Consider the following 26492-nt stretch of genomic DNA (forward strand, 5'->3'; position numbering starts at 1 on the left):
TAAAATTAAAATCGATAAAACGCCACTAAATATAACTAACTGGTTATGGCTAAATGGTACAAACTATTTGGCGTAAAAATATAAATATAAAAGGGAAGTAAAGTCTATATAGAGCTACCGACATTACTTCCCTTTTTAGTCTAAAAAATAATTAATTGCGGCAGTTGCAGCATTTCTCGTACCATACAGCAAACCGCCGCTAAATCAATTCAAAAATAGCTTCTCATTCTATTGAACGATAACTTTACCTACCATTCCAGCACCACGATGGGGTTCGCAGTAATAAGAATATTCTCCAGCTTCTTTGAAAGTGGTTTCAAAAGAATCTCCAGGAGAAAATGCTAGCTGTTTGTGAGATTTTACTTGATCGTCAGAAAAAACAACGTTATGAGGAGCCATTTTGTTGTTGACCCACTTAACAGTGTCACCTTCACTAACAGTTACTGTTTCAGGTTGAAATTTTAACTGACCCGTATCGGTACCCATTTTAACTTCATGAGTGTCTGCCGCTGCGGGGTTGACGTTAAAGCAAAAACTAGCGATCGCTATGACAACGATGGACAATATTAAACTTAGTTTCTTAGTCATTTGTGCTTGAATCTCTACAATCTATATCAGTTTTTTTACTTGATGTTCTAATAATTTAAGAACAAAAGCAGTACAAAACTAATTACTACTTTTTTTAAATGGGCTTTCGCTATCGACGTTAGCCCTATAAATAATACTACTACAGAAGTTTGACCTATTGTCAAACTTTGACAACTCGTCTTTTGACCTCACCTTCGATCTTTTATAAGAATGTAGAGTCGATCGGCTTAAAAAATTATGAGGAGAAAAGATGTTGCGTAAACTAATATCATTAGCTGCCGTATTGCTAATAACTGCTGTATTTACATTTGCTACTCCCGCTTTAGCAGGTGATGCTGCTAATGGTGCCAAAGTATTTAGTGCTAACTGCGCGGCGTGTCATGCTGGCGGTAAAAATGCCATTCAAGGAAATAAAACCTTGCAAAAAGATGCTTTAGAAAAATATGGCATGGACTCTTTAGAAGCTATTACCAACCAGATTTACAACGGTAAAAATGCTATGCCAGCTTTTAAAGGGCGTTTAAAAGACCAGCAAATAGAAGATGTAGCTACTTACGTCCTTTCGCAAGCTGAAAAGGGTTGGTAAAATTCACCCTCACTCTCAAATTTCCAAAAATTGTTTGTTAACCCCTAACTTCTATCTTGTAGTTGGGGGATTATATTTTTACTGTGAAACAATAAAAATATAACAATACTGTTTGATTAGAGGCAAACCAGATGGATAGAGGCAAACTACTAGCGATTATTACGGGGGCAATTTCAATTTTGATTGCAGTTGCTTACTTAATCGTGGTTCAATTACTAGATTTTCGCGGTGAGATGATTCCCGCACCAGTGAGTTATAAACTGCCCTTTACCGAACGGACTGCAAAGCTTACAACTAAGCAAACACCAGCTATTCGACTAGCCGATGTCGAAGAAGATGAACTTATAATTATTTAAGTATATTTGGGTGATTATACTAGCTGTTCGATCGCATAGTTGAGTTGAATTTCTGAGTAATTACTATGGCAACAACCCAAAGTTCGAGTTTATTTTGTATGAGTTAGAGAAGATCCGTGTAAACGCACGGAATTTCTTTTGACTTTGTGAATTTTCATAATTGTGACTCAGTAAATAACTTTGGATGTCAAACGCCGATTGGTAATGGAAAAATTTTCCTTCGTTTACAACTTGGCTTTATCTAGTTCAGCAAATTTTTGGCGGCGAGATAAGCCCGAAGGGGAGGGCTCGTCTGCTGATGCTCCATCAGCAGGCTCTGGAGAGCCTCGCCTTCGCGATTACGCGAAGACGGCACGCTCCAGCGTGCATGCCGCCCGTCATCCGCTTCGCGATCGCCGATTGCAAACTAAGTCTTTCGGACTTAGGCAGCGTGCAGAACGAGATTGCCAAAGACAACGGGCACAGCGCGATGTAGTTTCTAATTTAGATTCTCAAGCGATTTCAGATCGGCAAGAACTTCTAGCTGAGACGCTCTCAGAAGACTGCCAACGTTCCGATTATGACTCGTCTTCTGCCCTAACTAGATCCGAAACACCAGTTTCTACAATTGCCACACAGTGGTATCAATCGGAGTCATCAACAAATTTTTATGCTCTAGATTTATCAGAAGTAACTTCTGCTTTTCAAGCAGAACCAACTGACGAACCACCTCAACCGAAACTTAACTACTTAGGTAAAATTTTGTTAGTTGCTTCTTTAAGTTATTTAAGTTTAGTTGTCTGCTGGCTATTTAAAGATCGCAGCGGATATTTACTAGCACAACTAACAGGGAAACAACAAATAGTTTTGTCGAAGTCAGATGCCGAATTTATCGATTACATGGAGCGATCGCTCTCGGCAATAGACAGTACCAGCCAACAAGATGCCGCTGCTAAAGAAACCGCAAAAGAGCGAGTAGTTTATGTCCCCGTATTTACTCCTCAAACTCCTGTAGAAAACCAGCCAACAGCAATTCCTTCGACACAACCGCCAGAACCACTAGAAGTAGTTAAAATCCCCTCACCGCCACCCTTGCCAGCACCAACACCCGTACCAGAGTCGCCATCCGTTAAAACTTCAACTTCTCAAGCGGCAACAGCAAAGATAGAGCAACCAGTAGTCGAGCATACTCTAATAGGTGTTTTGGAGTTAGGTAGTAGATCGGCAGCTTTATTTAAAATTAAGGGAACGACCGAGCAAATTTGGCAAGGTGAAGAAATAAACGGTAGCGGTTGGATTTTAGACTCTGTAACCGACCAAAAAGCCCAAATTAACAACCAGGGTGAAGTTCGTTCTCTTAGTATTGGCGAAAAGTTTTAAGATATGAATTAAGCAGTGCCAAATCTAAGACTTCTAACAACATTACAATGGGTTTATTTGACGATCTCGATCGCTTTCTCGAAGAACAACTGGATGAATTTTTACGCAAAAATCCTCATTTAGAATTTCAAGCACTAGAGGAACAGTTAAAAGAACAGGAACGAGACGCTCAAAAAATTATTACCGAGTTGCAGCTAGAAGAAAAAAGTTTGCAAGACGAAATTTTAGCGATCGCCCGAGATATTCAAACCTGGCATAGCAGAGTCAGCAAGGCTCAAACTGCCAATCGTCCCGATTTAGCTAAAGCCGCCCAAGAAAGAGAAGCAGCACTATTGCGACAGGGCAATCAAGTTTGGGGACAGATGCAGGGTGTTAAAAACCGCATCGTTCAGGCACAAGAATTGCTCCAGCAAGTCAAAGCCAAACGTCAGGAAGTAGCCACTCAGTCGTCTCAAGCAAAGGCAGAACGATATACAACTAATGACAGCAGCTACACCGTTGGTTGGGATCGAGGTGCAAACAACTATAGTCGCTCTAGCGATCCTTTAGAAGCAGAGTTTCAAAAATGGGAGTTAGATGCAGAACTAGAGGAAATGAAAAAAAACCTCAACAGTTAAAAGTACAACAATAATTTAAAGAATTTAACAACTTAAGATCTTCGATTGGGCAATTTACAGCATTTTGTCAATTGCCAAGTTGCATTTTTAACTATTTTTTGTTACATTTATTTACATAAAGAAAAAAAACTTAACAAAGACAAGAGGTTTATTATGACTACATTACTAATTGCTGTATTTGCAATGGGCTGGGTAGCTGCAGCAGTTATTGGTACTCAAGCTTATTTTAGAGGCGAACAAACCAAACCAATCCACGAACGCAATCTAAAGTCTGAGTCTTTTGAACGGCTGGCAAGAACATTTACTGGTAGCGAAATCGATTATGCCGAACGTATTCCTGTAGTTGCTATGGATACTTATACCAGTCGCAATCTTCCTAAAAAATAAAATTTAATTGAAGTATTACAATAGCCAAACAACAAACAACCCTGGATGCTCGATAACGATCTTTACTGACCGAAACCCAGCCTTCAGGGTTGTTCTTACTAGTAAAAAATTTAAACAGAAATAGTGGCTTTTACTGTTCGGCAGTAACCAATTCAGTGCTACCGCGAGAACGACGGCGAGTCAAAGTATTAAACAGCATCATACCAATTGCTTTAATCAAATTACCTTCTAGCTCTTGAAACATTTCCATATTTTTGCCAAAAGCATCATTTGCTTCATCAACAATCCGTTCGGCAGTTGCCATATCTACAGGTAACTCGTTTAAGGATTGGCGGTATTCATTTTTAAAGGCTTTTTCATCTGAAATATTTTCAAACTCATAAAAAGCGGTTCCTTCGCCATCGCTGAGATTCATCGCACTTTGTGAAATCTTTTTGAGAATTTGTCCGCCAGAAAGATCTCCTAAATAACGAGTATATGAATGACCGACAAGTAATTCTGGTTCGGATTTTGCTATTTCTCTAATACGATTTACATAGTCTTTTCCCGCGGAAGAAAGCTCGATTTTTTCTTTCCAGTCAGAACCAAAGTAAAAATAAAGATCTTTTTCTAGACTTTCTTTGCGGTTGAGTTCTGGATAGTAAATTTTGGAAATAACAGGATGATCTTTTAATCTTGTCATTTCTTCTTCCATTGCCGAGTAAACAAAATAAAAGTTGCTTACCAATTTGCGATAAGATTTTTTTTCGACTACACCTTTGAGAAAACATTTGACAAAGCCGACATTTTCTGCCATTGTGTGAGACTTTTTCGTCCCCTCACGCAACATTGTGGCTAAATTTACACTCATGTTAAATTTCCTTCCGCTGTTATTAATTTGGTCTGCTTGCTGAATTTAGCAGCAGATTAAAAATATGCCTAGTTTGCTAGATTAAACTGATTTCATGAGAGTTTTCATTAAGAATTTTTACACTGTCCGAGCCGTTAAAGTATTCCAAGACTCAGAGTTTAGTTTGTCAACATAAATTATTAAAACTTTTTAGTAGGTAAAAAGTAGATGTTTTATTGTTTGACATAACCTACTTTGATAAACTCTCAATTTAAATTAGTAAATGCTATAGCTAGCATTTTTAAAACTAGCCAAAAATTTCAACTGCACTCTTAACTTTATCAATAAGGGCAGAAATATAACAATATATCAAAATTTGCTTAAATACACAAATAGTCAATATTTAGTAAAAAAACTTAAATATATGGAACGTTTTTGCTTATAATCAATACAGGATTGTTTAAAATATCCTACATTTTTTTAATTTGACTTTATATAAAGACCAGATTTCGATCGACTGAGTTATAAAACCAACTATAGACCATAGAGCAATGCCAAGAATACTTGTAATTGATGACGACCCCGCAATAGCAGAACTGGTTTCAATTAATTTAGAGATGGCTGGATATGATGTCAATCAAGCAGAAGATGGTATAAAAGGGCAAGCTTTAGCAGTACAGCTACAACCAGATCTGGTCATGCTAGATTTAATGCTTCCTAAAGTTGATGGATTTACCGTCTGTCAGCGGTTGCGTCGAGATAACCGCACTTCTGATATTCCAGTTTTAATGTTAACTGCACTAGGGCAAACTCAAGACAAAGTAGAAGGTTTTAATGCTGGCGCAGATGATTATCTAACCAAGCCATTTGAAGTAGAAGAAATGTTGGCTAGAGTAAGAGCATTACTGCGACGAGCCGATCGCATACCTCAAGCAGCCAAACATTCTGAAATTCTCAACTATGGTCCTTTAACTCTGATACCAGAACGGTTTGAAGCAATTTGGTTTCAACGTACCGTCAAGCTAACTCATTTAGAATTCGAGCTATTGCATTGTTTGCTCCAGCGTCACGGACAAACAGTCGCGCCCCCTGAAATTCTTAAAGAAGTATGGGGTTACGATCCCGATGACGATATCGAAACTATTCGCGTTCATATTCGTCATTTACGCACTAAGCTAGAGCCAGACCCCAGACACCCCAGCTATATTAAAACGGTGTATGGTGCTGGTTACTGTTTGGAGTTACCTAGTAGTGAAGAAATGTCTGCCGAACCAGATAGAGCTTCAGCATAGAAATTTTAATATTTATAATTTCAATTTAGCTACAGAGCGATCGCTTTGCTAGTAAAGCGGTTCCGTAAGCGGCTTCAGGTATAGATGCAGACAGTACGGGCAAATTTAAATATTGCTGGCGAATTTGCTGCCAGACTTCATTTTTCGCACCGCCTCCAGCCGTGTATATTTTTTGTGGCTTACTAGCACCCAATTCTAATAATTTCTGATAACCCAAAGCTTCAATACGAGCTATACCTGCTAAGAGTCCCTGTAAAAAATTGCGATTGCCTGCAGGACGAGGGGTTAATTTTGGAGGCAGATTGAGATCGTTAATAGGAAACCGTTCGCCAGGTTGGAGTAGGGGATAATATTCAAAAAGACTTTTGCTATCAGGATCGATCTTTTGAGATAGGCTATCTAACTCTTCGTCTGTAAAAAAATGTTTTAAAACTGCACCACCCGTATTAGAGGCACCGCCAGTCAGCCATAAGTCTCCTAGTCGATGACTGTATACACCATATTCTGCTGCTTCAACTCTAGTTTTACTAAGTAACTTTAAAACCAAAGTCGAACCTAAAGAAGTTACTGCTTCTCCTACCTGAGATGCGCCGCTAGCTAAAAAAGCGGCAATACTATCGGTAGTTCCAGTACAAACTATACAGTCTTTAGGTAAAGCAAAGCGATCGCTTATTTCTGGTGTTACTTTATCGACGGAAGTACCAGGAGGTAATACTTGAGGATATAAATGGCTAAAAGACAAATCTTGCAGCCACTGAGGATAGCTTAAATCTTCAACATCGTATCCCAGTTTGAGAGCGTTATGATAATCGCTAATGCCTAATTTACCGTGTAACAAATAAGCCAACCAGTCAGCCTGATGTAAAAAATATCTCGCTTGAGAAAAGAATGGTTGCTTTGCATACCAAAAAAGTTTGGTCAAACTCGATGTCGCACTAACTACTACTGAATTTTCGGGTGCGATCGCTCGTACCTTGTCTAATTCGCTTTTGCCGCGATCGTCATTATATAAAATTGGTTCGTCAATTGGTTCGCCATCAGCATTACAAAGCATTACCGTAGAAGAAGTACCGTCAATCGCGATCGCTTTAATTTGTTGACTTATTTCTTGAGGAATTTGAGACAAAAGAGCAGATAAAGCCGTTTGCCAGCTATAAATTAATTTATCGGCAGCTATCTTGTTAAAAGAACATTTTACGGTCTTTTTAACTGTTTGCTCATCATCAATAACAATTCCTCTCGCACCAGAAGTACCAAAATCGATTCCTAAATAGTAAGACATTACTAGATATTCTTATCAATCCCATTTTAAGTCTCTCGTAAATGCACGAAAATTGATACAAGATATTTTTACAGCCAATTTCCTAACATAATAAAACCCGACCAGTAAAAAGGATGGGTAAATCTAGAAGAGTTAATCATAGCCAATTGTGTTTGACGTAAAGTTAAAGCTTTGTTTGTTTTATTCTCAGAGTTAGTAAGTTGCCGATAAAAATTGTTCATTGCCACAGCAGTAGACTCGTCATATACCGACCATAAAGTAGCCAGCGTAGTTTTAGCTCCAGCTTTTACCGCCATTCCAGCTATACCCAAAGCAGCTTGCTTATCTCCTGTAGCAGTCTCACAAGCACTGAGTATTAGCAATTCAACCGATCGACGATCTACTTCTGGCTGTTGCAGAATTTCTTCTAATTCCTTGATGTTAATATTATCGTCCCACGCTAACAAAAATGTATCTTCTAGATTGGAACTAAACTGTCCGTGAGTGGCAATGTGAACTACTTTAAACCGTGACGATTCAATTTTTTCTCTTAGTGTATTTTTAGTAAATTCTTCATTTTTAAGTACGACACTATTAGTTTGCTCTCGAATGTTTTCCAGTTCGTTGTTGACATACTCTAAACCATAAAAACCCCTTCTTTGTAAGGTAATTCCTGCTGCCAGTGTACGCATTTTTGTTGTTTTTAAAGGTATTGGAGCGAGTAGATGCAAACCTGAAGTGAGTGCCACACTATACTGCTCGATTAAAAATCGATCGCCATCATGAAACATGCTCGGAGGAATATTGCGTAAAGAACCGTCAGGAACAAAAACTAAGGTTTTAATGTTGTTTTCAGCAAAATCTTTTAAAGCAGGGCGAATTATCCAATCGTATAATTGTTGTGCTGGCTGATAGAATTTGCGCCGACTGCGAATTTGAACGGTTTGTCGTAGCTCCTCAATAACCGTTTCTAGCTTTGCCTGCGAGATTTGCTGGGAGTAGTGACGTAGGGGTTTCCCTGGCAAACTAATAATTACTTCCAGGCGATCGCTTAAAATAATTGGATAGATTACAGCAGCTTGAGGATCGATATTTTCAATTGACTTTGGTTCGGTTTCCAAACAAGCTTCCCGAAAAAAATTGTTTAATTCGGCTAGACGCAAAGCTTCAATTGTATTTCTCGCCTGTATTAAACGCTCTTGACTTACTGCAAGGTTTTGTTGCGGTTTTAACAACAAACTGACTAACTGGCGGTACACTGGTTCGACACTTTCGCTGAAAGAAAATTGAAGATTGTTATTAGTAAGTATTAAATCGCTACGTAGAGATTCTAGCTCTTTAACCGCTTCCGAATAAGCGGCGATCGCACCATAATTATTATCTTTAACTGCCAATAACCTTCCTAACTGCCACTGCCATTGATAGCTGAGATTTGAATCATTGACTACTTCTGCAAGCTGTAAAGCTCGTTCGGTATATTTTTTACTAAGCGACCATTGTTGCTGTCGTTTGTAAAAATAACCCAAAATGCCAGAAGCATAAGACTCGGCTTGAATATCTTTGAGTTGCCGTGCTTGCGCGATCGCAGTTGTTAACAACTCATCAATCGCCGTAGTATGTTCTCGAATACCAGGTTTTGCTGCCAGGTCAATTAGATTTTTGGCAAAATTAACGTTGGCATATATCGAACGTCGGCTTGGTGTAGAAGATAGATTGGTAACGTTGGTTTGAATTTGTGGCAATAGTGTTTTTATTTGTTGCCATCGATCGGTAGCAATTAACAGACTGAGTTGATTTAATAGAGCTTCAGTCTTTAGCAATGGCTGCGATGTAGTAGTAGCTGCCTGTAGATAAAATGCGATCGCGCTTTCTCTCTCGTTTAAAGCTCTAGCGGTATTACCCAAACTAAATAATGTCGTGCTGGTTTCTTCAGGCAAATTTAGCTTTTGAGAAATTGCCAGACTTTGGTGTAAGACTTCCCTTGCGCGTTCTAAATCGCCAGTAACTTGTAAAGTGATGCCCAAGCTACGCAGTGCCGTAAGTTTTAGTTTGAGATTTGCCTGTGCTTTCAGGCGATCGCCAATCTGCTGTAGTGTCTTTTGAGAGCGGCGATAAAGACCCAAGCTTTGCCAAGCCTGAACTTGATTGATTTGACTGCCAAGCATACCCACTTCATCTCCCACCTGTTGATAAACTTTGGCTGCTTGTTGCCAACTTTCAAGCGCGGCTTCTGCTTTACCCATTGCCAGCAAAATTCTACCTCGCGTGTTTAATACTCTAGCTAGTATTGGTAAATTTTTCTCTTCTAAGGTGTGTCGTTCTAATAGTTGCACACTTTGTGAGATGTATTGCTCGGCTTGAGGCAAGTTACCGAGTTTGTGATTGTTCAAACTTAAATAGTTAAGGCTAATAGCTTGTTCTATAATATTGTCTCGCTCTTCAGCTTGTCTGTAAGCCTGTTGCCAAATTTCATCTGCTTTTACATATCTTCCAGCTTCATAGGCAGCTTTACCTTGCTCTAGTAAATTTGGTCTATTTGCTACACTCAAATTGCTTGAATTTTCTATTACTGCTGAAGGCAGTTTAGCTAATGCTGGCGTTACTAGAGCGATCGCACTAAAACCTAGCAGTATCGACCAAAGACTAAAATGAATTAACTTTATTTTCTTATTCGGCAATTTATTCATTTTAAGCTTATCGTCCTTGGCTATCTAGACATTGATTTAGAAAGATCGAACTAAAAAATTGCTGTTGACCAAAGGTCAGGGTGTGTGATGATGCGATTGCCGTTGTACCTTTTTCCGACACTGATTGAATAATTGCCAGTAATCTCGGTCGTTTTGTTGAGGAAGATGGGCGAGTAATTCGATGTTTCCTTGTGAGTCAACCTGCCATCCTTTAGCTTCAACAATTTGAGAAGAGCCATCGCCATACTTGGCAGGATTTGACGATTTATCTCGCTCTGCGAGAGATAAAGCTCGTAAATCTTCCCAAACCGATTCACCTCTAAGACTTTGACTGGGATTTTCCAACAAACCACCTTTGCCAGTAACTGCCATAACGTCACCTTCTTCTACAAGACAAAGGCTCGAAATCAAAGCAGTAGGATCGACAATATTATCGGGTAACTGTACCATGCCGATTTGTTCGTCTAATTCTAAATTATTGATGTTTACTACTCCATCTAGTCCTAGTTGAGAACTAGCATCGATCTCACTATCAAGAGAAAGTAAGGCGACTTCTGAATCAATATCTATATTGCCGCCAGTTCCTTTAACTGCATTAGCTCTAATATCACTATTGCGATCGGCAATGATATAGTTGCTGTCAATAAAAATGTTACCCCCACCGCCAGTGTTGCCTAAAACGCTGCTGCTGAGTTCGCTGTCGTTATCTAAATATAAAAAATCTGTTACTAAATTAATGTTGCCACCTCCAGCCTGAGTAGCGGTGGTAATAATTTTGCTGCGATCGAGGTTTACTGTGTCGGCATCGATCTCTATACTGCCAGCATCACCCAGACCATTACTGCTAGTAGAAACCAGGGCGCGATCGCTTAAATTAAAATTTTTAGCAGTAATTGCAGTGTTTCCACCGTCGCCCGTAGCAGCATCTTTTACTTCGCTAAAAACACCGCTACCTAAACCTGAGAAAGTAATTGTATTAGATTTAATGTTTACTCTACCAGCATTGCCTTCTGCTGAAGTGCTGGTATTAACCAAGCCACTATCTTTTAGACGCAAGGTATCGGTAAAAATTTCTACACTACCGCCATCACCTTTACCTCTGGTTTCTGCTGAAATTTCGCTGTTGTTACCGAGAGTGAGTTTTTCGGCAACTTTTAGAGTAATATTACCTCCCCCACCGCTATTGGTAGCAGCAGTAATGCCACTAGCAATATCTGAAGTAGTGCTGTTTAATTCTACAGAACGAGCGGTGAGGGCAATATTACCTGCCTTACCTTTTCCTGGTATACCTGTTCCCAAACTTTGAAAATTACTGGCACTAATAACCGCTCCGTTTTTGATAGATAATCTATCAGTAATAATATTTAAATCGCCACCATCACCAATATCTTGAAATGTGCCAGCTAGTAAACCACTGCGACCAAACTGATTAAAGCCAGATAATTCTATATTTTTAGCATTAACTATTAAATTTCCTGCGGTTGCTGAACCCGTTGTAAATACCGAAATTTGACCTCCATCAGCAACCTGCAATTTTTCTGCTTTTAAATTCAAATTTCCTCCATTTCCCATACCAGCATCTAAAAAAGCCGCTACAGGTTCTGGCAAAGTTGGTATTTTAACAACCGTAGAAGCAAGATTACTTGGACCAAATTTAGTTCCACCAATTACTTGAATATCCTTAGCTTTTATATTTAAATTTCCCCCTTTGCCAAATCCGAAAGTAGTTGTTAGAATTTGACCGCCTTCAGCAATTTTTAGACCGTCTGTTTCAAGATTTACATTACCTCCATTTCCTCTTGCTCCTGGAGCAACAGCAGCAAACAAGCCACTAGGACCAAAAGAAGATATGCCGCTTGCTTTTATGTTTTTGGTTGTAACATTTAAGTTGCCGGCATTGCCCAAACCAAAAGTGCTGGTTGATATTTGTCCTCCCTTACTTATTACTAAGCGGCTAGCTTCAAGATTTATATTTCCACCGTCACCCGTAGCTTCTAGAGTAACTTCAGCAAATAAACCACTAAAAATCGGGGTTTGAGAGGAAATTCCGCTTACAGTTAATGAATTTGTAGCTTTGACACTCAGATTTCCCCCCGAACCGCTTCCTAAAGTATCTGTTAGTATTACCGAACCATCTTTAATGGCAATGTTTTGTCCGCGAACTATAGTATTGCCACCAGCACTACCACTTGTGTCTATAGAAGAGGCTTTGGAAAGGAGGATATCTCGATAGCTGAGATTTTCTGAAGTAGCATTAATAATATTTAACTCATCACGATTGAGGTCGAGCGATAAATTGCCCCTATTAACCGACCATAATTCAACATTGCCCTCTGATGCTGTTAGGTTTCCACCTATTAGCTTGATGTTGTTACCAACTAAAGCTAAACTTTTGCCATTAGGTACTTGAATTCCAGAAGAACGATTGCTTCTATTTAAAGAAGAATCTCGATTGATGGCTAGATTATTACCCGTTCCACGTACAACTATTTTTCCCGCGTTGGCTCCAATTTGCAAGCCGATAGGAATGCTGACAGTTAATAGCGGAGAAGCGGCTTTTGTAGAACTACTAAATTCACTACCATCTTGAAATTGAATACTATTAGCAGTGCTACCTACAAAGGAACCTCCTATATCTAAAGCTGCATTACTCCCAAAAATAATGCCATTAGGATTGATTAGAAATAAGTTAGCAGTACCATTGGTACGAATCAAGCCATCGATATTAGATATAGAATTTCCCGTAACGCGATTGATAATGTTTTCAACATTTAAAGCATTGTCAAAAAGAACTGTTTCGCCTGAAATAACCGAAAATTCTTCAAAACTATGAAATAAATTGGTGTCTGCTCTCGAACCACCAGTAATAGTCGTAAGATTTTTGGTAGAGTCAACTACAGAATTATTAGGAAGAGTGCGATCGGGAACGACTTGCGCTAAAGCAATTTTATTTATTTCTAAGATTGAGAGTAGAAAAACCGCTGGCAACAACCAATATTTCTTTAATTGCTCTAAAAACCTTGAACTGTAAAGAAGAATATTAAGCTGCTGCATATAACATTTATGAAATCTAGCTTGATTTTCGCGTCTATGCGCAAAACTAAACATAAGATTCCCAAAATTTTGTCAAAAATAACAAGCAACCAAAAAAAAATTCGCTTCTATTAAGTTCAAAATAGTAATTTAAAAAAAAGTGGCTAGTAACGATAGTTCAAAAGATGTTTTAGGAAATTTGCCTATTTACATGAACTTATTAATATTCCGTTACGTGTAATTAACCTAAAATATAGCAATCCTGAGTGAATCGTGAAATCTTTGTTCCCTATTCTCTGTTCCCTATACAGAGATTTGACTGTTCACAAATAATTTAGGATTACTATATGGTTTAGCTGAAAGTAATAGTTTGTCCATAAGGATTCCACCACCCCCAACCATAAGGATTCCACCATCCCCAATTGTAGGCTTTACCACCATTGTAAACTTCGCCACTGTCAATAAGCATTTCTACTACTTGCTCGTTGCGATCGTCGTAACCATTGCCGTCAATGTCTACAAATTCTGGCGTTAATATTTCTGCGCTTTCATCAGGATTAGCTGTCATCCAATCTAAGCTCACCTCCATTTTATCGGCTAATAAAGTTTGAGCTTGAAGATATAAAGTAGTTATATTAGGTTGTTCTGTATTTTCAGTCTTTAGATCCCAACCGATCGCATCAAAAAGACTCAAATCTAATTGGGTAATTTCTCTTCTTTGACCAGTTTTCAGACGCGGATCCATAATGCCAATTGCTTCGTCCATCGCTTTCCAATGACTAGCTTGATAACCATCGCCACCTAGTTCTGTATCTACGCCAGTTGAAAAGTAAGCTATTGCTTCTCCACTCGAACCAGTAAAGGATAGGTATGGGTTGCCACCAACAGACATATCGATCCAGTTTTCGGCACCACTCATGGAATTACTTTCTTGGGAATAACGCAACATATCTACAGGAGTAGCATTATTCAGACTACCTTCCAGTTTGTCGTAGTATTTAGCTTCTTTTTTACTTTTTTTGAAATCGCTAGTTGTAGTCAACCATCCATCACGATCTACACCGCTAACAAATCCTAAAACGTGACCGACTTCGTGAATGGCAACACTCAAAAAGTCGAGGCGATCGCTACCTACAGAACTATCAGTATATTCGTAGTTCCAAGCCAAGCTTTCCAAACCGCTTTCGCCAGAACCATCGAGGTTGCGAGTTACGATATAACCATCTAGTTCTGAACTGTCTCCATTAATCAAACCCAAAGCCTTAGCATTGGCGCGAGTCATTTCCATATGTTGGTTATTTTCAACTTTATAACCAGTTAAATCCTCGAATTGACTATCAAAATATGCAGTGTAACTATTTCTATCTAGCTGCTGATTGTTGTTAATCAAAGTATCGACTTTGGAAGTAATGTCTGCTTCTAAAGCGTTGCGAAAATCACTATACAATACATTGTCTTCAAAACCTGGTAAAGCACCGCCAATGACATTTTCAGGGAGTGCATCGCTGATTTCTACAAAGATATTAATACTAACGTTGTCGCTAAGATGACTCGACCAGAATTGCCCTGCGAGTTCAAAACCAATCATTTGCTCGAAACTTACGCCAGGAGCATAAGTAAAGTTAAATTCAGTACCAATATTCATTTCTTCCATGTTTTTACCTCATTAATACTGTCAGAAAAATCGATAACTGTTTGTTCTTTATTTAAATAAATCGTATTTCTTCTGCTGTTTTTTTAGGTAAAGAAGAATTAAATTTTTGATTGTTAAAAATAAAAATTAAGTAAAAAAAACAACTATTATTTTTTGTTTGTATCGTAGAAATACTTAAACTAAAAATAGTATTAGCATCGAAAAAACTAAACTCCGTCTATATAGAAAACCGTAGTTTTTRAATCGGAGATGAAACAAGTAGAACAGCAGAATATAATTGCTACTTGCCCTTCGGGAGGTACGCGTTCCCTTGCGCGATAAAATCGCGCGGGGTCGCACCGCTAACTTAAAAACTCCTCATTTCAATGTCGATGCGGTTTAGACCAAGCAACTACGCAACCTAAATTTCAACCAACGAAGTATTAAAGTAAAATATTTATTTACCTATAGTTGCAGCTATTTTAAAAAAATAGTTTAAAAAATAAGTCTTGATATTTGTAATATTTACTGGCGAACTAAGTACGACAATTGTGGCGCAATCAAAATAAATACAAAATTATAGTTGCTATTACCTTACAATCGAACAATTTTAAAATAAAATTTGTCAATTCATCCGTGTTTTTACTGCAATTACTATTTTGTCTCGAATAAAATAGCTAATGCTGTCTATTCGTTAATAAAAACGGGAGTAATGAAAAATTGTTCGCTGTTCATTGTTAAATACTTACGAGCAAGTAAATCAACTCGTCTTAACCAATCCAAGTACTGCGATAATATTTGATGTCAGTCTATAGATGCTTGCCGCTATCGGCTTTGCCGCTGGCTGAGTCTACGACTTGCTACGCAACCGCCAATCGCGACAAAAAAATGGCTGAAGCTTGTTAGATAATTCAGCTAATATTTAACAGCAAAATTTTTCGTTGAAGTATGTTAGATAAAAAAACTAACCGAGCGCGATCGCTAATTAGAAAAAGTTTGTTCTTCGCTGTCTGGTAACTTTTTTTCTCCATAACTCAAAAGACGATCCAAAGTATTCAAACGATTTTGCCAAACTTCTGCCTGATAGGGAGCAATACTTTTAGTTTCTTTCATCCATTGAGAAAATTGGCGGCGAAACGAGGCAAGAGCTACCTGAGAAGCAAAAAGATTTTTGGTAGAAGGTTCTTCTGCTAGCCGTTCTAAATCTATAGCTAGTTCATCAGCACTTTCTCCCCACTGCTTGAGAGTTATAGGTTTGATTGCCAGGCGATCGTTGTCGATAGTAAAATTCCACTCTCTTTGCAAACTTTGATAGCGAGATAGAGTTGCTTGAAATGGCTGACGAAAAGGCAGTGGTTCTGAATCGGTGTTAGAACTTTTATTGGTGCGACTAAAAACACGTTCTAAAGTAGGATTTAAATTTTCAGCAGCAAATAGAGCGAAGCCTTCTGTTGACATTCCTCGCAATAATTGAGTTTGATCTACCGCTACTACATTAGGAACGTTGAGTAAGCGAATGCCTGGTAGTAATAATGCTTTGCTGCGGTCGTAACTATCGACGACAGAACCAGCTAGTTTTTGTAGCCTTTCTGTATCTAAGGCATAAGTCATAGGAACTAACATATCGATCCAGCCTTGTTCGATCCATTCTTCCCAATTCTGCTGAATTTTGTTTAAGCGTTCCAAACGTGGCATGGGAAATACTGCTGTAGAAATAATAAGTTCGGGACGCTGTTGCTTGAGTTTTTGAGAAGCAGAAAAAATAAAGTTATCGATCTGTCTGATGCGAAAACCCGTCCACTGCGACCACAGGCGATCGCCTGGTTGCAGCGTCATCGGATCTACTCCCGTCTGCTGAAAAAATTGCTGTCTGGCAGCCATACCATAGCCATAGGTGAGTGTTCCCGTAGGACTTTGAAAAGGATAACGTACGTAGTCGAGATGAATACCGTCAACTTCGTAGCGGGTGGCAATTTCTTCTAGTAATTGAGAGAGATAGAGCTTGACCTGTGAATTAGCAGGATCGAGAAAGACCTTACCAGAATTATAGTGAAAACGTTCGCCGCCGCGATCGCTTGTCGCCCAGTTGGGAAATCGAGATAATATGGGACCAAGATAACGTTCTGGTAAGTTGAGAATGACGTTATGACGTTGATTTACGGCAGCAAAAGCCCATACCCAGGCATGTAATTCCATGCCTCTTTCATGAGCTAGTTCGACTGCTGCTTGTAGCGGATCCCAATACTTAGTTAGCGGATTTTGTTCGGGAGCAACTTGACTGGGATAAATCGTATATCCGGCGTTAACAGTTTCAAAAAAGACCGTATTGATACCTGCTTGTGCCATGCGATCGAAAACTCTGGCTAAATCTGACTTAGATTTGGCTTTGACGATAGTACCGCGATCTAACCACATCGCTCTGACTTCAGTTTGCGCTAAATGTCTGTCGGTTGGGTAGTTATCCCATAGAGCATTTCTGGCATCCAACCACAGTTGTTTGGCTTGAGTGTAGTTACGTTTCTCTATTAGGTAGGCAAACTGCTGCAAATTATCTTTAGCTGTTTTTAATACTCGGCTACTTTGGCGATCTTTAGCGAGCGCAGATCTTTCTATATTTTTAGTTTTTCTGCTGAGTAACTGTTCGATAACTTTGCTGGTAGAAAGATCGATATCGCTTTCTCTGGCGTTGGCAGTTAAAAGAGAAGCTTCAAAACGTCCGATCAATCCAGTCAGTTCGCTTGTCATCTCTGTAACTTGCTCGTCAGAAAGAGCGGGTTCCAAACGGAAACCAAAGCGAGATTCTGGTAATAAAGACTGCGTTGGTTCCTGACTGGGAAACAAAAGCGGTTTACTAGTTTGACACGGCTTTGGTTCGACAAAAGATGTAGGAACAAACAGTCGATTGGTTTCAATATCATAGCGATCGAGAGCAGCTGTTATCCAGGCGCGATCGAGACTGGCGGGGATCGAACTATCTCCCCACTGCCAACCGAGAAAGATACTATTTTCGGTAACTACTGCTGCTGCTGGCTCATCTACTGTTTTCCAAATTGCAGCCGTTTGACTATTATTAGTAGGTATCAATTTTCCGCCGCTAAAAGTACGGGCTAATGGCGATCTACCATACCACTCTACTGGTGTGTCGGCAGTAAGTCTTAAAGGAGCAGTAGCAAGATCGGATTGCCAATAAGCACCAAACAAAGAGTGTAACTGCTCTTTAACGGAAAAACTCGATGAATTACCCGTAGCACCAGCGACAATTACTTTTCCGCCTCGATTCATCCATTGTTGCAATGACTCTGCCTGTAGGTTATCAATAGTTTCTACATTAGGCAATAGTAATGCTTCGACATCGCCTAAATCTTCGAGCGATTGCCATTCGCGAACATCTACAGTACAGTACTTTACTCCCGACTGATGTAAGCGAGCGGTTATTTCTTGCCATCGATTCGCATTTTCTTGACTTTTAACTACGCCAAGCACTTCATTTGCTGCTGAAGCGGAATTAGCAGACAAGAGCCAGGGTATAAAAAAAAAGAAAGGTTTAAGAAGTATACTGTTTTGTTTGGTAAAAATATTTAGCTTTAAGTTAAATAGCTGTTGCTGTTTGGCATTTTTTAACACAAAATACTCCCTAAAACCTAATGATTTGTGCTTTTTTTAGCTTAACTTGTATAAAAATAAAACATACAATCACTTATTATAGTCATGCTAGTCGCGAGTCTGTATCGGTAATCTTGACCATAAAACTTTTACCATATAACTTTTAAACTGCTAGATATTACGGGAAGCGAGCGCAATTATTGGAGAAACGTTTTATGAAAAGTCTCTACTAACTTTGAAATTGTCTTGCATAAAAACGAGCATATATACCATTGTTTGATAGAAGTTTTTCGTGTTTGCCAACTTCTACCAGGCGACCCTTTTCTAATACTAAGATGCGATCGGCATTGCGAACTGTAGCCAGACGATGGGCAATAACAAATACGGTTCTATTTTGCATAATTCGCATCATTGCTTCTTGTACTAAAGCCTCAGATTCTGAGTCTAAAGCTGAGGTGGCTTCATCTAAAATTAGAATACGTGGATCGAGATAAACTGCTCTAGCGATCGCAATTCTCTGTCTCTGTCCACCCGATAGACTTACACCCCTCTCTCCAATATAAGTATCGTATCCTCTAGATAATTCGCTAATAAACTGATGGGCATTAGCTATTTTTGCTGCCGCTGTTACTTTTTCTAAATCGAATTTTGGTTGTCCAAAAGCAATATTTTGGGCAATCGAACCAGAAAATAAAGTAGTTTCTTGTGGTACTATGCCAATTTGTTGTCTGAGGCTTTTTAAAGTGACATCGCGAATATCTATACCATCAATTAAAATTTGACCGATATTAAGATTATAAAAGCGAGGCAAAAGGTTTACCAAAGTTGATTTTCCCGCACCCGAAGCACCAACTAAGGCAATAGTTTCCCCAGGACAGACAACGAGATTAATATTTTGTAATACTGGTTTATCAGCTAAATAGCTAAAACTAACGTCAATAAATTCGACTTTTCCCGTTATAGTTTTTAAGGTAGCTGCCGACTCTTTTTCGATAACTATGGGCTTAATTGCTAACAGTTCAAAAATGCGATCTACTGATGCCTGACCCTGTTTGAATTCGTTGTAATTGCTGGTAAGGTGACTAATAGGATCGATAAGTAAAGCCACACCAGCTAGATAGCTTACGAACTCACTACCTGTTAAATTTTCTTGGGAAATTTGCCAGGCACCTAATAAAAAAATAAAGACCACGCTCATTGCCAATAAAAAACCGACAACTACAAACTGTACTGCTTTAGCCTTTTCTGCTAAATATTTGGCTTGTCTATTTTGCGTGGCTTCGTGGCTAAAACGCTCTAGTTCGTAATCTTCAGCAGCATAAGCTCTCACCAAACGAATACCACTAAACACTTCTGTTAACAGAGAAGATAAATTGGCGATACGGTTTTGGCTGCGACGAGCATATTTTAATAGTTTTTCGCCAAAAGCACCAATAACCAAAGCCATTAAAGGTGCGAGAATTAAAGTAGCTATAGTTAGTTGCCAGTTGAGATAAAACATATATCCCAAAACCACAACTAGCTGCAAAACGCAGGGAATAAAGTCGTGAAAGAAATTATTGACAACTTCGCCAATGCGATCTATGTCTTCGGTCAAACGATAGGATAAATCTCCCGTTTTAGCAACTTCAAAAAAGCTCAAACTCAACTTTTGCAAGTGTGCATAGATAGACTTGCGTAATTCTAAAGCGACATTTAAAGCCGCCTTTGCCATTAAAGAATCTTGTCCGTATTGTGCTATGCCTCTTACCAAAAAGATAATTGCCGCCAATCCTGCCAATTTGGAAATATTACTGACATTTCCCTGTCCGATAAACTTTGCCATTTGTCCTGCCAGCCAAGCCTGAATGGGCCAAAAAGCTGTAAACAACAAAGTACAAATAAACGCTAGAGAAATGGTTAGATACTGAGAGCGAATATAGGGTAGGAGTTGCCAGTAACTAAAACGAGTTTTCAATGCGATCGCCCAAATAGTTTTATGTCATAGTTTACATTTAAAATTGTCCTTCATAATCCGACCAGGCTTTTATCGCTACAGGAACGATAGGCAGAATTAATTCTGTAATGGCACTAGCATACATCCCAATTTCGCTTTGTGCGCCAGCACCACGACGCAGACCGATAAAATGCAGCAAAGCTTGTAGACTAACCGTCCACACCCAGGAAGTGTATACCGCAGGAATTAGAACTCCTCGCGCCTGTTCTCGTCCCACACCTAAATCTAACAAAGCTTGATATGCCGCATAGCTATTTTCACACTGTTGCCGATAAATATATAATGCTTTATCGTTATCTACTGCGGACAAACTGCCTTCTGTAGCTTGTTTGTTATTTGCAGATTGTTGCCTAAAAGTTGGGGGAATATAAAATTCATTGTTGTCATCTATTGCCACATAGCGGAAGCTTTTTTCATTCCAACCTAACTGTTCTTCGTTGTGATTGCTGGCAATAACATGTTTCCACCATTGCCTACAAATGTATAAGGGAGCTTTTACTTTAAACTTAAAGACTACACCGCGAAAAGGGCTTGTATGCTGATGTTTTATCAAATAATTAATCAATTTAGCGTCTTTTTCGCTTAATTTTACCGAGCTTTTCTCAAAACTCGCGCGAGCATCGTTAACTATGCTTAAGTCGCTTCCCATATAATCGATTAGCTCGATACGGCTTTTTCCATCCTGTAATGGATCTATCCAAGTCATGATTATCTTTTTGTTGCTCGATCTTTATCAGTAAATTATTATTAGCTTGAAATCACAACTAGGTAAAGTAAAAGCGATCGCTTCTAGTAAAACTTCATTTTTTTTATGCAATATTTAGCTTTAGCTAGCGATTATGACGGTACTCTAGCAACCGATGGCGTAGTAGATCTTTCTACTATCGAAGCTCTATTAGAACTCAAACAGCGAGGAATTAAGCTAATTTTAGCTACTGGAAGAAGAATACCTTCTCTATTAGAGATATTTGACCATCTAGAATTATTCGATCTAGCGGTAGCAGAAAACGGTGCGCTAATTTATTATCCTCAAACCAAAGAGTCTCAGTTACTCTGTCAACCAGTTTCTCAGGAGTTTTGCGATCGCCTCAAACAGCAGGGAGTTTCTAAGGTTGCTATGGGAGAAGGAATTATCGGTGCCTGGCAAGAAGATCGCACCATAATTGAAAACACAATTCGAGAATTGAATCTACCTTTACAAATAATTCCCAACAAAAGAGCATTAATGATTTTACCAACTGGTGTTAATAAAGCTTACGGTATGAAAACGGCTTTGGAACAGTTGCAAATATCGCCAAAAGCTGTAGTTGGCGTGGGAGATGCCGAAAACGATTTGGATTTATTAGATTTGTGTGGTTTGGGGGTAGCTGTGGGCAATGCTCTACCAGAAGTTAAAGCTCAAGCAGATCTTGTAACCGAAGGAGAAAGAGGTTTGGGAGTGGAAGAATTAATTAATAAATTAATTTATGAATTGTAATTGTATTAATTAATCTTATCATTAAAAGAGATCGCTTGTCAGTAAAGCGATCTCTTTTCTTTGATAAACAAACCAATTAATCAGCAAAAAAACAATTTAAATCTTGAATTTCACAACTTATTTTTTGGGTAATTGCTTGAGAGAAAGTTTCAAAAGTAGCAGTTATATAAAAAGCATCGTCTCCACCAACAACATTGTTTTGATAGTATCGATCTACTTCGTCTTCTCTATCTGCGTTAGAAGATGTTGCGACAATAGGTAAACCATTTATTTTGATACCTGCATCTACCGCAGCCTTTCTTGCTTCTAAAACTGGAGGACAAAAAACGTGTTTGACTTCAACTTCGTTTGCTTCTACTTTGTCTCCAATATGCCCGTAGTTACATTTAGTTCGACCCGTTAAATAATTACTAATACTTAAATTGTTATTACTAATGTACGTATCAACGTAAGCTATATCATCACTATCAATAGGCGTATCATCAGCAAAACCATCACCAGATACATCGATAACCGAATTATCTCCCGTATAGTTGTTACTATCGAGCAGTTCTTTTGATGCTGTAATAGCATGAGCGAGATCGGTTCCATTTTCTATTACTATAGTCTCTGTGCCGATAGTAATTCGGTTTTCGTCACTTATTACTTCTCTACTAATGCTTTCTAATTTACTAACAAATTCTGGTAATCCGTCTATTGTGCCGCTGGAGTTTTTAGCTAGTTTATACCAACCAATATCATACCTCGATACTTTTGCATTTCTATTAGAACTCCAAAACATCATAGTAACAGCTAATCCGTTGGGTAATTCTTTAATAGCGTTTTTAACTTCTTCACTTTTAAAAGCGTTAATATAGCCGTTATGCTGCAAACCAAATTCTGTAGCGTTAATGCTTGTAGAGACATCCACTGCCAAAACTAATTCAACACTAACAGGAGTTACACTGCTGGTAACATCTGTGGCGAAACTTAGGGAACTCTTACTAAAAGAACATGAAACTGTGGCTACAGCAGATAATAAAGCGATGGTAGTTAGTTTTTTCAAATTAATATAGTTAAGCATCTTATAAATTTTTTGATATTTATAAATGGTTTTCGATATTGTCTTTTAATAGAAAAACAAATATTTTTAGCAAGTTTCAAATTTATATTTGAGAATAGATCGGTTTATTTTAATAGCAGAGTTGTTTCAAGACCGGCTAAAATTATTCGATACAAATATAAAGTTGCTATTGCTTGTTTTTTAATAAAATTGCAGCAAATTTATCATTTATTTTTTGACAGAATTTAAATCATGGTTAATTTATTGCTACTATTATTATTTATCGTTATTTAGCTGGAAAAAAGTAAGTGCTTTATAGTATGTAAATTGCTATTTCCCATTACAGATACTAACTTCGACCGAAAACTAATCGGCAAAGACACATACTTTTTCTGCTAATGCGTCTAAAACTTCTTGTTTTTGAGCTAAAGATAAACTATTGTACTCGACATCTTTATTATCAATAGCCATATCCATACGTTGACTCAATGAGTTACCAGGATTAGTCATATCAAAATGTCCAGCTACATTAATGCCATTATCTGTAGTAACGTTTACATACGGATCGTTACCATGTCCATTATTTCCGTCATCTAAACTACAAGCAAAGCTTAAAAATGGCTCGTCTCCAGGAGCATCATCGGGTATAAAAATTCCGCCACTAGAAATTAAATCTAGTCCGCCTTGTCCCGAAGAAGAATCAGTGTTTAAAGGAAAATCTGTAAGTCCTACTAGATCGTTGCTTGAATTGATATCATTAGGAAAAACGGCATAACCATAAATGATTTGGTCGGCAATAATTCCTAAAGAAGCAATAGAAACAAAAATACCATTGATGTATTGTGTGCTGACACTGTCATCAGTTAGTCTGGAACTACTCCAAGCTGATTGATTCTGAAAAACTGAGGTATCTAATTTAATTTCAGACTGTCCCCAAGTGTCTTTAGAAACGCTAATTAAATTTCCAAACTTGTTGGGATTACCATTTGCATCCATACCAGTAATAGCTGCAATTTTAAATGGATCGTTGCCGCCGCGTTCTAAAAGTAAAAACCCAGTATTGTTGACATAATTGCTGGTGGCTTTAAAGCCATCTTCGACGATAAAATCGACTCTTTCTATATTATTGTAATTTACGGCACCAGAAGAATTGTTAGAAAAAACATTATCTGTTCCACCGTTAATAAATTCACTTCTTACTGCTTCTTCCATTGTAGATATGGCAGAACTAGCTATGGAACCATTGGAATCTTCTTCTAAAAAATATATATGTCTTTCGCCAGTAACAAAATTATTGTCTTTTCTTTGAAATTTAACTTTATCTACAAGTTCAAAAATTTTATAGTCGCGATCGCCAACTGTAAAGCCATTAAGTTTAATATTTTTTCCAGTACCAAAATTACGAGAGCTACAATTACTTCCATTTTGATCGCAAACATCTAAAGTCGAAGATGTAGCATTTTCTTTAGATGTATCTAAAGAATCAATTCCTACTGGTGCGGTAGACTGCGATCCTGCTGGTTGGGTAAAGACAGAACCTGTCATTAGTAAACCAACAAAGCTAGCAGAAGCTATTTTTTTAATAGAATCAGACATATTTTAAGTTTGTTTTTAGATTCAAAATGTATTGAAGTCATTAATTACAAATACAGGGTTTATTATTGGTTGCAATCGATATAGCTAAATCTAAAGTAGCAATAAATATTAGAGTTAGTAAATTCAGGAAAATACTAACTTTTATTATTAAATAATAATTAAAACTAAGTATATAAATTAAGTTTTTAATAAAGAAAATAAAAATTATAAAAAAAGCGATCTTTTTTAGGAGATCGCTTTAAAAATTAAGTAATTTAGTGTTTTAATCGTGGTCAGTACTAGTCAGTAGGAATAACTTTAATATTGACTGTAGCTGTACCAATACCATCTTTTGGATCGACAGCAGTATACTCAAAACTATCATCACCATAAAAGTTTGCATTGGGAGTATATCTAATTTTTTTAATACCATCGTGATTTTCAACCACAGCAGTTCCATTAATGGGAGTAGTTACTTTTCCATTTTGTATGTTTAAGATGTCTCCATCAGAGTCGCTGTCGTTGGCTAATACATCGATCAAAACTGAGTTATTCATTATTGTCTCAGCGCTATCGTCTACTATACCAGGAGGGTTGTTAGGATCGAGATCGAGATTCGTATCTGGAATAACTATTCCTCTCATTAGTTGTTTGTTAGCAGAGAAAGTATGGTTATCTGATTCAAATTTGGCACCACTACCTGTTAAGGTTTCAACAACAATTTCGTCGTATGCTTTGTCATTGAAAAATAAGTTGACAAAAGAAAATGGTTCTTTTAGGTGTCCGTTGTTACCGTAACCACCGTTAGGATTGCCATAGTATGCCTGGGTATCTTTGACTCCAGAGCTATTAATAAAGTTCACTAAGTCTTCTGTTTTAAAAACAGCAACCTCTTTTCCATCATTTTTAAAAGTTATTTTATTGTAAGCATCCCCTGCCGACCACCAAAAACCGAAATATCTTTGATCTTGGTTGACTGTTAAACTATAGCTTCTCTGACCAGAAGCCTGGGTGATATATTTTGAACCATTAGCACCACCCCATTGATCTCTGGTTTTAATCTCTAAGCCTCCATTGTATTGATAAGTGGTGGTACCATTAGTTTTACTAAACCCTGCTGTTCCAGAAAGACTGTTAAAATCAACTACATAATAGTTATTACTCGATAACTGACTAGTTTGAGTTTTAGGAAGTTCTATTGTAACTACAATATCCGCACTAAGACTACAGCTTTCATCTTTTTTGTAATCGTAGTTCCCTTTATTAATCATTTCTATTGCTGTGGAAATGTCACTGGGCTTAGTCAAGCCAGCTTTTTTCAATATTTTGGTGAGCTTGTCTCCGTTACCAGGGTTGCTAGGGTCAAATTTTTCTATAGTATATTGTCTCGACCCAATGGTAATATTAATATCGCAGTTATTTCCGTGACCATTATTATTATCAATTATCTGTGCGTTAGCTGTATTAAGACTAGACTGCGAAATTAAGGCTCCAGTTAAAGCAACACCAACTAAAGTATTGGCAGTAAATTTTTTAAGATTAATAAAATTAGACATGTTTGTGGTTCCTTTTGAAATTTGATATGTGTTTTGAAGCTATTAAATTTGTAATTTCGATTTAGAAGTTAGTTTTAGTGGTTTGATTTAAATCAAGAATAGCAGTGGTAAATAACATTAGTAAATTCAAGAAAACACCGATTTTTGATTATGAAGCAGTGATTAAAGCTAGGTAAACAAAATGAGTTTTTAATGAAGATAAAAACTAAAGCGAATAAATAATTGATTTAAATTGCTTAGTTTTTTCCGTTCTATTTACTTCTATCAAGATATTTTTTTTGTAGCTGTGATTTGATACCAGATAGCGAAAAAATAATTAAATAGCAAAAGATAAATAATACTGGTTCGGACTTTTTTACCCATACAAATTGACATTAGATTGCTTAAAAACCAAGTATTCTCAATATTTTAAAAATACCCTTGTACAGTTGTATTGCTGTATTATGAAATGCTTTAAAGCTACAAATATAATGATTTTAGTAATATTTGAGAATTTATAAAATTACAGCGATCGCGCTATTTTAGTAATACTAAATTATCGTCATGTAGGTTACTTTTGTAACGCCCCCTAAATCCCCCAACTTTGGGGGACTTAAAGAAGTTTTTGCTCGACTG

Annotated in this window: 19 protein-coding genes; 7 read left to right on the forward strand and 12 right to left on the reverse strand. The window is 37.8% G+C overall.

Annotated features, from left to right (window positions below; all coding sequences use genetic code 11):
* Positions 1–228: 228 nt before the first annotated feature.
* Positions 229–588, reverse strand: coding sequence for a plastocyanin (petE, locus tag KV40_RS10740; RefSeq protein WP_036480972.1), 360 nt, complete (start codon positions 586–588; stop codon positions 229–231).
* Between the two features lie 250 nt (positions 589–838).
* Between petE and petJ the strand changes: the two genes are divergently transcribed.
* From petJ to KV40_RS10765, 5 genes are all read left to right on the forward strand, one after another.
* Positions 839–1174, forward strand: coding sequence for a cytochrome c6 PetJ (gene petJ, locus KV40_RS10745; RefSeq protein WP_216595596.1), 336 nt, complete (start codon positions 839–841; stop codon positions 1172–1174).
* Between the two features lie 131 nt (positions 1175–1305).
* Positions 1306–1530 carry a hypothetical protein gene (locus tag KV40_RS36680; RefSeq protein ID WP_081942827.1) on the forward strand — a complete coding sequence of 75 codons (225 nt, stop codon included), beginning with the start codon at positions 1306–1308 and terminating at the stop codon, positions 1528–1530.
* Positions 1531–1710: 180 nt separating this feature from the next.
* Complete coding sequence (locus tag KV40_RS10755; RefSeq protein ID WP_156114011.1) at positions 1711–2889, forward strand: hypothetical protein; 1179 nt, start codon at positions 1711–1713, stop codon at positions 2887–2889.
* A gap of 47 nt (positions 2890–2936) precedes the next feature.
* Entirely contained in the window at positions 2937–3506 is a 570-nt protein-coding gene (locus tag KV40_RS10760) for a TIGR04376 family protein (protein WP_036480976.1), read from the forward strand.
* A gap of 153 nt (positions 3507–3659) precedes the next feature.
* Positions 3660–3893 carry a photosystem II protein, Psb35-related gene (locus KV40_RS10765; RefSeq protein WP_036481257.1) on the forward strand — a complete coding sequence of 78 codons (234 nt, stop codon included), beginning with the start codon at positions 3660–3662 and terminating at the stop codon, positions 3891–3893.
* Positions 3894–4023: 130 nt separating this feature from the next.
* Here KV40_RS10765 and KV40_RS10770 read toward each other — a convergent pair whose 3' ends face one another.
* Positions 4024–4743: a heme oxygenase (biliverdin-producing) gene (locus tag KV40_RS10770; protein ID WP_036480978.1), complete on the reverse strand. Its 720-nt coding sequence runs from the start codon at positions 4741–4743 to the stop codon at positions 4024–4026.
* Between the two features lie 530 nt (positions 4744–5273).
* On the opposite strand from KV40_RS10770, the gene KV40_RS10775 reads away from it, so the two are divergent.
* Positions 5274–6014, forward strand: a complete 741-nt coding sequence (locus KV40_RS10775) for a response regulator transcription factor (RefSeq protein ID WP_036480980.1) — start codon at positions 5274–5276, stop codon at positions 6012–6014.
* Between the two features lie 25 nt (positions 6015–6039).
* Here KV40_RS10775 and KV40_RS10780 read toward each other — a convergent pair whose 3' ends face one another.
* From KV40_RS10780 to thyX, 7 genes are all read right to left on the reverse strand, one after another.
* Positions 6040–7296, reverse strand: a complete 1257-nt coding sequence (locus KV40_RS10780) for an FGGY-family carbohydrate kinase (RefSeq protein ID WP_036480982.1) — start codon at positions 7294–7296, stop codon at positions 6040–6042.
* Positions 7297–7364: 68 nt separating this feature from the next.
* The gene (locus KV40_RS10785; protein WP_036480984.1) at positions 7365–9962 is read right to left on the reverse strand and encodes a CHAT domain-containing protein; all 2598 of its coding nucleotides are present in this window, start codon (positions 9960–9962) and stop codon (positions 7365–7367) included.
* 75 nt (positions 9963–10037) lie between these two features.
* The gene (locus KV40_RS10790; protein ID WP_172657270.1) at positions 10038–13016 is read right to left on the reverse strand and encodes a filamentous hemagglutinin N-terminal domain-containing protein; all 2979 of its coding nucleotides are present in this window, start codon (positions 13014–13016) and stop codon (positions 10038–10040) included.
* 331 nt (positions 13017–13347) lie between these two features.
* The gene (locus KV40_RS10795; RefSeq protein ID WP_172657271.1) at positions 13348–14640 is read right to left on the reverse strand and encodes an NF038122 family metalloprotease; all 1293 of its coding nucleotides are present in this window, start codon (positions 14638–14640) and stop codon (positions 13348–13350) included.
* A 969-nt stretch (positions 14641–15609) separates the two neighbouring features.
* Positions 15610–18252: a glycoside hydrolase family 10 protein gene (locus tag KV40_RS10800; RefSeq protein WP_036480988.1), complete on the reverse strand. Its 2643-nt coding sequence runs from the start codon at positions 18250–18252 to the stop codon at positions 15610–15612.
* A gap of 208 nt (positions 18253–18460) precedes the next feature.
* Positions 18461–20188: an ABC transporter ATP-binding protein gene (locus tag KV40_RS10805; RefSeq protein WP_036480990.1), complete on the reverse strand. Its 1728-nt coding sequence runs from the start codon at positions 20186–20188 to the stop codon at positions 18461–18463.
* Between the two features lie 37 nt (positions 20189–20225).
* A complete protein-coding gene (thyX, locus tag KV40_RS10810; RefSeq protein ID WP_036480993.1) occupies positions 20226–20933 on the reverse strand; it encodes an FAD-dependent thymidylate synthase in 708 nt (235 codons plus the stop codon).
* Between the two features lie 105 nt (positions 20934–21038).
* On the opposite strand from thyX, the gene KV40_RS10815 reads away from it, so the two are divergent.
* Positions 21039–21704 (forward strand): HAD family hydrolase, encoded by a 666-nt coding sequence (locus tag KV40_RS10815; RefSeq protein WP_036480995.1) that lies wholly within the window; start codon positions 21039–21041, stop codon positions 21702–21704.
* Positions 21705–21780: 76 nt separating this feature from the next.
* On the opposite strand, the gene KV40_RS10820 is transcribed toward KV40_RS10815, so the two are convergent.
* The 3 genes from KV40_RS10820 to KV40_RS10830 all read right to left on the reverse strand — a co-directional run bounded on the left by KV40_RS10820 (position 21781) and on the right by KV40_RS10830 (position 25877).
* The gene (locus KV40_RS10820) at positions 21781–22767 is read right to left on the reverse strand and encodes a DUF1194 domain-containing protein (protein WP_036480997.1); all 987 of its coding nucleotides are present in this window, start codon (positions 22765–22767) and stop codon (positions 21781–21783) included.
* A 345-nt stretch (positions 22768–23112) separates the two neighbouring features.
* Positions 23113–24342: a hypothetical protein gene (locus tag KV40_RS10825; RefSeq protein ID WP_036480998.1), complete on the reverse strand. Its 1230-nt coding sequence runs from the start codon at positions 24340–24342 to the stop codon at positions 23113–23115.
* Between the two features lie 278 nt (positions 24343–24620).
* On the reverse strand, positions 24621–25877 hold the full coding sequence (locus tag KV40_RS10830; RefSeq protein ID WP_036481000.1) for a cadherin-like domain-containing protein: 1257 nt from the start codon (positions 25875–25877) through the stop codon (positions 24621–24623).
* Positions 25878–26492 lie beyond the last annotated feature (615 nt).

This window comes from Myxosarcina sp. GI1 (genome assembly GCF_000756305.1).
Classification (GTDB): domain Bacteria; phylum Cyanobacteriota; class Cyanobacteriia; order Cyanobacteriales; family Xenococcaceae; genus Myxosarcina.